General features: G+C 65.2%; 10 protein-coding genes and 1 pseudogene. 8 read left to right on the top strand and 3 right to left on the bottom strand.

The genetic code is table 11. From position 1 onward, the window contains the following. Window positions 1–107: 107 nt before the first annotated feature. Window positions 108–2,027, bottom strand: a complete 1,920-nt coding sequence (locus HXX10_RS28640) for a nucleoside-diphosphate sugar epimerase/dehydratase (RefSeq protein ID WP_296526881.1) — start codon at window positions 2,025–2,027, stop codon at window positions 108–110. 455 nt (window positions 2,028–2,482) lie between these two features. On the opposite strand from HXX10_RS28640, the gene HXX10_RS28635 reads away from it, so the two are divergent. Next, a complete protein-coding gene (locus HXX10_RS28635; RefSeq protein WP_296526880.1) occupies window positions 2,483–3,535 on the top strand; it encodes a glycosyl transferase in 1,053 nt (350 codons plus the stop codon). Further along, window positions 3,532–4,461, top strand: a complete 930-nt coding sequence (locus HXX10_RS28630) for an NAD-dependent epimerase/dehydratase family protein (protein WP_296526878.1) — start codon at window positions 3,532–3,534, stop codon at window positions 4,459–4,461. Before HXX10_RS28635 ends, HXX10_RS28630 begins: the two co-directional genes overlap by 4 nt. On the opposite strand, the gene HXX10_RS28625 is transcribed toward HXX10_RS28630, so the two are convergent. Then, window positions 4,436–5,554 (bottom strand): glycosyltransferase, encoded by a 1,119-nt coding sequence (locus tag HXX10_RS28625; RefSeq protein WP_296526876.1) that lies wholly within the window; start codon window positions 5,552–5,554, stop codon window positions 4,436–4,438. The genes HXX10_RS28630 and HXX10_RS28625 overlap by 26 nt on opposite strands. 139 nt (window positions 5,555–5,693) lie before the next feature. Here HXX10_RS28625 and HXX10_RS28620 point away from each other — a divergent pair, with 139 nt between their 5' ends. The 6 genes and pseudogenes from HXX10_RS28620 to HXX10_RS29055 all read left to right on the top strand — a co-directional run bounded on the left by HXX10_RS28620 (window position 5,694) and on the right by HXX10_RS29055 (window position 10,260). Then, a complete protein-coding gene (locus tag HXX10_RS28620) occupies window positions 5,694–6,686 on the top strand; it encodes a glycosyltransferase (protein ID WP_296526874.1) in 993 nt (330 codons plus the stop codon). A 129-nt stretch (window positions 6,687–6,815) separates the two neighbouring features. Further along, window positions 6,816–7,895 carry a 2-deoxy-scyllo-inosose synthase gene (locus HXX10_RS28615; RefSeq protein WP_296526873.1) on the top strand — a complete coding sequence of 360 codons (1,080 nt, stop codon included), beginning with the start codon at window positions 6,816–6,818 and terminating at the stop codon, window positions 7,893–7,895. A gap of 521 nt (window positions 7,896–8,416) precedes the next feature. After that, window positions 8,417–9,217: a methyltransferase domain-containing protein gene (locus HXX10_RS28610; protein WP_296526871.1), complete on the top strand. Its 801-nt coding sequence runs from the start codon at window positions 8,417–8,419 to the stop codon at window positions 9,215–9,217. A gap of 125 nt (window positions 9,218–9,342) precedes the next feature. After that, window positions 9,343–9,573: pseudogene (locus HXX10_RS29065) on the top strand (helix-turn-helix domain-containing protein); the annotation flags it as partial. A gap of 46 nt (window positions 9,574–9,619) precedes the next feature. After that, window positions 9,620–9,940 (top strand): winged helix-turn-helix domain-containing protein, encoded by a 321-nt coding sequence (locus HXX10_RS29060; protein ID WP_367142046.1) that lies wholly within the window; start codon window positions 9,620–9,622, stop codon window positions 9,938–9,940. Next, complete coding sequence (locus tag HXX10_RS29055) at window positions 9,847–10,260, top strand: IS630 family transposase (protein WP_367142047.1); 414 nt, start codon at window positions 9,847–9,849, stop codon at window positions 10,258–10,260. Before HXX10_RS29060 ends, HXX10_RS29055 begins: the two co-directional genes overlap by 94 nt. Before the next feature lie 21 nt (window positions 10,261–10,281). Here HXX10_RS29055 and HXX10_RS29050 read toward each other — a convergent pair. Then, window positions 10,282–10,476: hypothetical protein (locus HXX10_RS29050; protein ID WP_367142045.1), on the bottom strand; the 195-nt coding region annotated here is incomplete at its 5' end.

The raw sequence follows: 10,476 nt of genomic DNA, 5'->3' as shown, positions 1-10,476 counted from the left end.
GGCACAATCGACCCTCACAACCCCTCGCAGAAGGTGGCGCCAAAACGACGCTTACGGTCAACAATGAGGTCCGTTGGTATTAATGGCATCCCGCTCTATCGGGCAGACTACGCCGCCGCAGTCTTGAAGTCTGGAACCGTGTCGCGAAGCACCTGAAAGACCGCCTCGCGGTCGCCGAGCTTCAGGGCTTGGTCGAGCGCGGCGAGGCGGGCCCGCATGTCGTCGATCGGCACGAAGACCGGCCGGGCCGCCACCACGCCGGGGATTCCGATCTCGGCCGAAGGCTCCTCGTGCGAGAAGAGAACCTCGTTCAGCCGTTCGCCCGGGCGGATGCCGGTGAACTCGATCGTCACGTCGCGTCCGGGCTCGAGCCCGCTCAACCGGATCAGACGCTCGGCGAGATCTACGATCTTGATCGGCCGTCCCATGTTGAGCACGTAGACCGACACGTCGGAGTTGTCCGGACCGTGGGCATGGCTGGCGGCCGTCAGTACCAGGTCGCAGGCCTCACGGATCGTCATGAAGTAGCGCACCATGTCGGGATGCGTCACGGTCAGCGGGCCACCCGCCTCGATCTGCGCCTTGAACTTGGGGATCACGGATCCGTTCGACGCCAGCACATTGCCGAACCGCACGGCGATCAGCCGCATCGGCTCTGCGCTCGCCGGGCCGGCGCGCCGCGCGAACCCGGCGTCGAGCGCCTGGCAGTACATCTCGGCGAACCGCTTGGTCGCACCGAGCACGGACACCGGCTCGATCGCCTTGTCGGTCGAGATCATCACCATGCCGCGGGCGCCGGCCCGCACGGCCGCCTCGGCGACGTTGACGGAGCCGAACACGTTGGTCTTGACGCCCTCGTCCCAGTCGCGTTCCAGCACCGGCACATGCTTGAGCGCGGCGGCGTGAAACACGAGGTCAGGCTTGAAATCGGAAAACAGCTTGTCGATGCGCGGCCGGTCGCGGATGTCGGCGATCCGCCCCTCGATGATGACCGGATTGCCCTTGGCGCCGAGCGACTCCATGACGGCATGCATGGCCGGCTCGGAGTTCTCGATCACCAGGAGCCGCGCCGCGCCGAACCGGGCGATGCGGTCGCACAATTCGGACCCGATCGATCCACCGCCGCCGGTGACGACGACGCTGCGTCCGCGCACGAAGCTTTCCAGGCGGTGATTGTCGATCGCCACGCTCGGGCGCAGCAGCAGGTCCTCGACCGCCACCGGCGCCAGACGCAATGGATTGCCGCCGTCCTCAAGCGACGGCAGCCGGTTGGTGGCGATCCCGAGCCGGCGCGCCGCCGCCAGGGCACCCTCGACGCTCGCCCCGGCCTCGAACGCGGACGGCGTCAGGATCAGCCGCCGCAGCTCGATCCCACGCGCCGTGAGATCGACGCTCACCCGCTGGAGGTCGGAAAATCGCCCGAGCACTGCAATTCCGCGGACCGTCTGGCCCTGATCGGCCGGCGACGGCGAGAGGATGCCGGCCGGCGACAATTGATGCACCGCCCCGCTCTCGATCGCCCGCAACAGCACCTCGGCGTCCGCGGCGCGCCCGAGAATCAGGGTCGAGACCGGCGTTCCCTGCATCTGCGCGCGCCGGCGCGTCCGGGTGAAGCGGAAGTATCGATAGGCCAGCCGCGGTCCGCCCAGAAGGAAGACCTGCAGCACGAAGTACAAGGCAATGGTGATCTTGCCGAAGAAGAAGGAACCGAAAAAATACGAGGCGACCAGAACGTAGTCGAGCACGAGCAGCGACAGGGCCAGCACGGCCGAGGCGCGCACGATGCTCGCGAGATCGGGCAGGGACGCGAAGCGCCACTTCGACCGGTACAGGTCGAAAAACCAGAACACGCCGGACGCGTAGATGAAAAACGGCGGCAAAACGACCGCCAGCATGCTCAGGCGATCGTCGATGCCCTGCTCTTCGAAGCGCACATACAGGCTCAGCAGCAACGCCACCGTGGTCGCCACCACGTCGTGCGCGATGACGAAGTAGCGCCGCCAATTGAACCGGCGTCCGAAACTCATCCGCCTTTTTCCGTACCCTCGGTCCGACCGGCCCTTTGCCCAAGAGATAGATCAACCCTCCCGCGAACTCAACCGAATCCGCGGTTCGCAAAGAATGGCTCGAGCCCGTCACATCAAAGAAATTATTCAGCAGAGCGGACGAAACAGCGCCGTTGTCGGAACGATTGACTATGATTCCACAGTAGTCAGCGACGCAATCCACCGAGACGACTGACGAACTCGACGATCTACATTCAATTTTTTCCGTGGTCAGGGCCCTGTCGTCGGTCGCAACCGGACTTCGACGGCCTTTTTCTCGATCCGCCGTTCGATCCGGGGTAAGAAGCAGGACCTTGCGGCCACTGGCGGTGCGGCTATGTGGATTTCAAGGGGGCAGCGAGTCGCCCGGACGCCGCGTTTCGTGCAAAACGGCCGTGTGAAACGACCCACGAGCGGGAGTCGTAGGGGGGGGAGACGTGCAGTCCTGGACGGTCCCGAGCGTGGTCGGCATCGCGATCGTGCTGGGCGCGGTGGCGGTCACGGCGACGCTGATCGTGCTGCTGTTTCCCCTGCTCCGGCGCTACGCTTTGGCGCGCCCCAATGCCCGCTCGTCGCACACGATCCCGACCCCGCAAGGCGGCGGCATCGCCGTGGTGGCGGCCACGCTGGCAACTCTTGCCGGCGCCGTGGGCTGGACGGGTGTCGTCCCCTGGCATGACCTGCAACTGCTCGCGATCCTGCTCGGCACCACCGGCCTCGCCGCGGTCGGCATGATCGACGACATCCGGCCGATCCCGCCAGCGCCCCGCCTCGCCCTGCAGGCCCTCGCGGTCGGCCTCGTGATCGCTGCGCTGCCGTGCGACCTTCGTGTCCTGCCGCTGCTGCCGGGCTGGATCGAGCGTGTCGGGCTGGGGCTCGGGCTCTTGTGGTTCGTCAACCTGGTCAACTTCATGGACGGGATCGACTGGATGTCGGTCGCCGAGATCGTCCCCGTCACGGCCGCCCTCGGCCTTCTGTCGGCACTGGGCGCCGTTCCCCCGCTCGGCGGGCTGGCCGCCCTGGCGCTCCTCGGCGCCATGCTGGGCTTCGCCCCGTTCAACCGGCCGCGGGCAAAGCTGTTTCTAGGGGATGTCGGCAGCCTGCCGATCGGCCTCGTCACCGGCTGGCTGCTGATCGGGCTGGCCGGCTCCGGTCACCTCGCAGCGGCCCTACTGCTGCCACTGTACTATCTGGCCGATGCAACCCTGACGCTGCTGCTCCGGCTCAGGCGACGCGAACGCGTCTGGGAGGCGCATCGCAGTCATTTCTATCAGCGTGCGACGACGAACGGCCTGAGTGTCGGCCAGGTGATCGCACGGGTTGCTCTCGTGAACATGGTGCTGGCGGGGCTCGCCGTGACCTCGGCCATGGCGGAGAGCCAGGCCGTCAGCGTCGCTGCCCTGTGCGGCGGTGCTGTCGTCGTCGGCGTGTTGCTGGTCGGGTTCGCGAGGCCACGGCCGGCCCACGACAACGCAAGAGGGATCGGATGAAGATCCTGATCACCGGAGCCTCGGGGTTCGTCGGCCGCGCCCTCGTGCCGGCGGCGCTCGCGGCCGGCCACCGCGTCCGGGCTGCGGCCCGCAGCCCCGCCGCGCTTGCGATCGACCCCGCGGTCGAGGCAGTCCGGCTGCCCGACCTCGCCGGGCCGGTCGATTGGGCCCCGCTGATCGAATGCGTCGATGCGGTCGTCCACCTGGCCGGGATCGCGCATCGCAGCGGCGTCGACGACGCCGGCTACGACCGGGTCATCCGGGCCGCCACCGGCGATCTCGCCCACGCCTGCGCCCGCCCCGGGACACCGCTGGTGTTCGTCTCCTCGATCGGCGCCCAGACCGGCTCGGCAGCCGACGGCGTCCTGACCGAGGCGGACCCGCCGCGCCCGGCCACGCCCTATGACCGCGCCAAGCTGGCGGCCGAGGCGGAGGTCCGGGCCGCCGGGGGGCCGTTCACGATCCTGCGTCCGACGCTGGTGTACGGCCCCGGCGTGAAGGCCAACATGGCGGCGCTGATGCGGCTCGCCGCGTCGCCGTGGCCGCTGCCCTTCGGTGCCTTCGCCAACCGCCGGTCGCTGCTCGCCCTCGACAATCTGATCGGCGCCATCCTGTTCTGCCTGGCGGCCCCGGCGACCCGGGGCGAGACCTATGTGGTCGCCGATCCGGAGCCGATCACGGTCGCCGACATGGTCGGCGCCCTGCGCGAGGCGGCCGGCTCGCGGGCGCCGCTCCTGCCGGTTCCGCCGGTCGTGTTCGAGACGGTGCTGCGGATCGCCGGACGGTTCGCGCTGTGGGACCGCATCGGCCGCGAGCTCATGGTGGACCCGGGCAAGCTCCGCGCCGCGGGCTGGCGTCCGCTGGTCGACACGCCGGCGGGCTTGGCTGCGATGGCGCGGGCTAACCGCGCCGCAAACCGGCGCTGATCCGCCCGCGTGCCAGCGCGACCGCCTGCTCGAGAAGCCGCCCGCTCGCAGCCTCCCGCAGTGCCGCGACCTGCCGGGTCCGGGCGCGTGCCAGCGCCTCCCTGGTCGGCCCGTCCCGCAGGGCCGCGATCGCCGCGGCGAGATCGGCGGCACTCTCCACCGCGAGGGCGGCCGGACCGGCCGTTTCCATCATCCCGGGCTCGCGCCGGATGATCACCGGCAGGTCGAATGCGAGCGCATCGGCGAGCGGAACACAGAAGCCTTCATGCCGGCTCATCGAAACGAACCCGGCGGCCGCGCTGAACAGATGGCGCAACGCTCCGTCGGAAATTCCGCTGTAGAAACGGATTCGGCGTCCGACATCGTCGTCCAGCGCCGCTGCCCGCCCCGCGAGCTGCGCAAAATACGGTCCTTCGGCAGGCCCGCCGACAATCGCCAGTCCGAGGTCCGGATCATCGGCGGCCGCAAGGGCGAATCCCTCGATGACGTCGATGACGGATTTGTGGGGCACAAGCCGGCCGACCGACAGAAGATAACGCACGGCGGGCGGCCGCTCGACCAACTCATCCTCCGCTGACCGCCAGCGGTCCATGTCGATGATCGGCGGGCAACACAGCACCGCCGACGCAGCGATGCGATCCTGGTCCGGGCCGGACAGTCCCTCCCACAGGACACGGGCGCTCACGGTCGAATTCGCCATCAGAACGTCGAACCGGCCGGCGTGCCACCGTTGTGCAAGGCCCGCGGCCACCAGCCCCTCGGTCCGCGGGTCGACTCCCCGAAAATATTCAGGCGGCGTGATGTTATGGAAATACAATATTTTCGGATTCGACAATGCTGCAATACGCTCGAACCAAGGATCTTCGGTCGAGTAATGAAATAAAATTGTATCGTTCGACTTGATTTTGTCGAGGGCCGCGGAAATCGGGAAAATGCCGTCTGTCGCCCGAGAGCCGAAATTCTCCGCGGCGACACTGACCGGATTCCCGAGCTTCGCGAAGTGATCGGCAATCTGCATGCAGAAATTGCCGACAGCGTCGTTTCGCTGAATGTCACGGGCGATGACGTGAAGCGTATCTCGATACTGCGGCATTCTGTCGTTGCTTGCTGATCCGAGACGAGGTAGAGGAAAGAAATAGCGCAGACCTCGCCAGTCTGGAAGCGCACCATTTTAGTGTATAACCCCTCGGCTGGCAATGGCTCGGTGCGGTCAAAGCGACGAGGATTAAACGATGAGCGATCCGCGTATCCTCTTGACCACTTATCCAGAAGCTTTCCTTTTTCGTGGCGGCGGGGAACTCGAGCTAGTCGAAATTTCTTCTTGTCTTAAACTTCTGGGTTTCCGCGTCGATCTTTACGGACCGACGTCACAGCCGCTTCAGTTCTACGATACCGTGCTCCACTTCTCGATTGTCCAGTCGGGGCTGTCGCTGTTCCGAACGATCAAGTCCAACGCCAAGCGAATCGTCCTGGTGCCGAACGTCTGGTGGCCGGACGCCCCGAACGACGCAGAGCGGCAAAATGCTGAAGAGTATTTCCGCTTGGCTGATCAAATCATTTTCAAGTCGACATCAGAACTCAATAATGTTCGTCAATACGTCACTGTTCCCGAGGGCAAGGAGGTGTTGTGCCCGTGGGGGGTCGACCGCTGCTATTCGGAGCCGGTCGAGCGGACTCTGTTCAAATCCCTGTACGAGCTCGATCGCTACGTGTTGTGGGTCGGAATCATCGAGCCGCGGAAGAACCAGCTCACTGCGATTCATGCCCTGTCGGATTTGGACATCCCCGTCGTTTTCGTGGGAGACTATCGGGACCGGCGCTACTACGAGGCATGCCGGAGCAGCGCTCCGGACCATTTCAAGTTCATTCCCTATCTGCAGGCCAAGTCGGAGGTTCTGCGCTCCGCCTTCCAGAACTGCGACCTCTATCTGGAGGTTCCTCTCGAGCCGGCCGGAATGTCGGCCTTGGAGGCCTATATCGCCGGTCGCAACATGGTCCTGTCGGACGGCCCCTGGACCCAGGAGCAGTTTGGCGACGAGGTCATCGCCGTGGACCCGCGATCGGAGACCGCCATCGCCGGCGCGGTGTCGCGGGCGCTCTCGCCCGACTTCTCGCTGCCCCGCAGTGGCCGCATCAATCGACGCAATCTGCTGCCGGAATGCCTCGAGCCCCTCGGACGCGTGCTCGCCAAAGCGCCCGTTGCCGCGAGGGTTCGCCTGCGGTGAGCGTTGTGGATTGATCGGACGAAACGCGACCGCTTCACGATTGTTTGCGAGTGTCGGGCAGCCATGAAAAGTGACCATTCCATATCGCCGACCGTCGCCTTGACCTCGAGCTTTCGCGCCGAGGGCGAGATGAAGACGGAGGTCGTCGTCGCCCGCGACGGCTTGTGGAACCTCGATCGACTCGGCATCCTCGACAATGTCCGCAAGGAATCGAAGCATCTTCTGATCACCGACAAGAACATCGAGAAGCTCTATCTGCGTCCGGCCCTGGAGAGCATCGAGCGCAGCGGCCGGCTGGTCCGCACCATCGTCGTCCCGGCCGAGGAGTCGTCGAAGAGCTTCGAGGTGTATACCGGCCTGGTCAAGACGGCGCTGGACTACGGCATCGACAAGTACTCGGTGGTGTTCAGTCTCGGCGGAGGACTGGTCAACAATCTCGCCGGGTTTCTCGCGTCGACGCTGTACCGCGGGATCGGTCTCATCCACTTGCCGACGAGCCTGCTGGCGCAGGTCGATGCATCAATCGATTTCAAGCAGGCGCTCAACTACAGCCACGGAAAGAATCTCGTCGGGAGCTATTACCCCGCCTCGAAGGTCCTGGTCGATCCGGTGGCCCTGCGCACCCTCAACCTGCGCCTGATCCGCTGCGGCTTGGCCGAGGCGATCAAGCACGCCTTTTGCCAGGACAGCCAGTTTCTCGACTTCATCATGGCCCACCACAATCATCTGAGCGACCTCGATTTCCTCACCGAGATCGTGCTTCGGACGGTGCAGTTGAAGATCGAGACGATGAATCCCGATCTCCATGCCGACCGCGAGGAGACGCTCAAGCAGTATGGTCATGTGATCGGACACGCGGTCGAGCATCTGTCCGGTGGCCGCATCTATCACGGCGAGGCGATCGCCATCGGCATGTGCGTTTCTGCCGAAGTGGGGCGCATCCTCGGCGTCACCGACGAGGAAACGGTCGATGCCCATTACCGCGTCCTCGGATCCCTCGGCCTTCCCACCACCGTCCCGTTCGAGTTCTCGCTCGGCGACATCTGGGAGAAGGTCCGTTACGACAAGCACTTCGTCCACAACTGCGCCTACATGGGGCTGCTTCGCACCATTGCCGTTCCGGGCAGCGGATCCGAGGGCCGTTGTGGATATTGGGTGGGTCAGGAGGTGCTGTTCGAGGCGATCGAACGGAATCGAGATCGAGCTTGACCGAAAGAGCTCGGCGACAAAGACGACTGTCTGAAACATGCCGGCCGCCGGAGGCGCGCTCCAGAAGCGCCTCGATGTGCCGGATCGCGCGGCCTGGAAGCGCGCCGACGACGGCTTTGAACGAAGAGCCCCGCCAGTTCCCGATGAGGGCGGGCGTTTGCGCGCTAGCGCCGCGACTACCGCCGGCTGATCGCCAGATGACAGCGCCAGCGCGCACCCACCGGAGGGGCGCGCCGCGTTAATGGCCGACTACAAGGCGGCGGCCGGGTTTGCGATCGAGACACTGAATGCCGCGCCGCCCACGATCGCACCGGTCTCAAAGGTGAAGGAGCGGGTGGGGGTGTGAGGCGCGGAGCCATCCCGCGACCTCGATCGACCGACGCTCGCCCCGGTTCTCCTGATACTTCGCCGTGCAGAGTGCCGTCCGACTTGCAGGTCGTTTGCATCGTCGTCGGATCGTATGCGGTTTGACGGAGGCGTGCTGTCCTCTATAGTCCGCCCGCTTTATAATCGCGGAGAGGTTGCAGTCTCTGCTCTGCCCTGGGAAGAGTCTTATGGACTATGCACAGCCGCGCAATGTGAATCTGAACGACTGCTACTTCTACCACACCGTCGAGCTGCCGGAGCTCGGCCTGATTTCCGGCGAATGGGACATCCGCGGTCGCGAAGCCGCCTACGTCGGCGGGATCGATCTGCGCGGCAAGCGCGTGCTGGAAATCGGCTCGGCGAGCGGACATCTGTGCTTCTGGATGGAGAAGCAGGGCGCCGAGGTCGTCGCCTACGATCTCGACGACAAGCACGAATGGGACATCGTACCCTACAAGAAGGCCGAAGTTGACGCCGTGATCGAGCAGCGCAAGCAGCATCTGCGGCGGATCAACAATTCATGGTGGCTGTCGCATCAGAAGTACCAGTCGAACGCCAAAATGGCGTACGGCTCGGTCTACGATCTGAACGATAGCCTCGGCGATTTCGACATCGTCACCGTCAAGAACATGCTGCTGCATGTGCGCGATCCGTTCCTGGCGCTGCATCGCGCGGCGTCGCTCGCCCGTGATCGCATCGTCGTCACCGAACTCACCAAGCCGTTCTTCTTTTGGAACCAGGAGCAGATCCAGCCCCAGTCTGGGCAGCTCTATTTACAATTCCTGCCACGCGCGGACCGGCTAGAGCCGATCGAATCCTGGTGGTTCCTGCCGACCGCCACGATCGTCGAAATCCTCAAGATCCTCGGCTTTCAGACCATGACCACCAATCTTCACAAGCAGACTTTTCGCGACGGCCAGTCGATCGAATTCTGCACGATCGTAGGCCAGCGCTGACCCGGCGGCGATGGCTGCGCGACTGCGGATCGACGCTTATACTAACGGCGAGAGAGGGTGACTCGGGGTTTGCGAGGGGGTCTTGGCTTGATTCTGTGGAGCCTCTTTGATTCGCGGGAGGCAGAATGCCTGGGATCACGATCACGCGGACCGACTATACGGCGCAGGAACTGCGGCAGGCGGCGGCGCGCAGCCACGATGCCAATGCGGCGAGGCGGATGCTGGCGCTGGCCTTTGTGATGGACGGAAAGTCGCGGAGCGAAGCGGCTTCGTCGTGCGGGATGGACCGGCAGACGCTGCGGGACTGGGTGCATCGGTACAACATCATCGGGTTGGCCGGGGCTGGTCGACCGGAAGGCGCCCGGCGCGGCACCCCGGCTGTCACCGTCGCAGATGCGGTAGGTGGCGGAGCTGGTTCGACAAGGCCCCGATCCAGCTGTCCACGGCGTGGTGCGTTGGCGTCGGATCGACCTGTCGCGTCTGATCGAACAGCGCTACGGCGTCACGCTCGCCGAGCGCTCGGTGGGCGACCTGCTGCGGCGGCTCGGGTTCCAGCGGATGTCGGTGCGACCGCGCTGTCCCGAGCAAGACGTCGCGGCCCAGGAGGCGCATAAAATGACTTCGCGGACCTGGTCGCCGCCTGCATCCCGGCCCGAGCACGCGGCAAGCCGATCGAGCTCTGGTGCCAGGACGAAGCTCGCGTCGGCCAGCAGGGCACGCTGACCCACGTCTGGGCCGCACGGGGCACGCGGCCGCGTGCACCGCGCGATCAGCGCTACGATTGGGCCTATTTGTTCGGGGCGGTCTGTCCAGCCCGCGACTGCGGCGCTGCTCTCGTGCTGCCCAAGGCCGATGCCGAGACCATGACCCTGCATCTCGCCGAAATCGGTAGAAACGTCGGGCCCGGGCACCACGCCGTGGTCGCGCTCGACGGGGCCGGCTGGCACAAGACTGGCGGCCGGCTCCGTGTTCCCGGCAACATCAGCCTGCTGAAGCTACCGCCCTACTCCCCCGAGCTCAACCCGGTCGAAAACGTCTGGTAGTTCCTCCGCCAGAACAAACTTTCAAATTGCGTCTTCGACGATTATCGAGCCATCATCGGCGCCTGCTGTGACGCCTGGAACGATCTCCTCGCCGAGCCGGGCCGCATCCGATCGATCGCCACCAGACAATGGGCAGCGGTTAAACTCTGACGCCGTTGGTATTAGGGTCCGGACCCATAAAATTGTTGGCAGCGTGAGAGGCTTGTGATTCACGGC

The organism is Rhodoplanes sp., assembly GCF_013377085.1.
Lineage (GTDB): Bacteria > Pseudomonadota > Alphaproteobacteria > Rhizobiales > Xanthobacteraceae > Rhodoplanes.
This window is presented reverse-complemented; position numbering and strand designations above follow the sequence as displayed.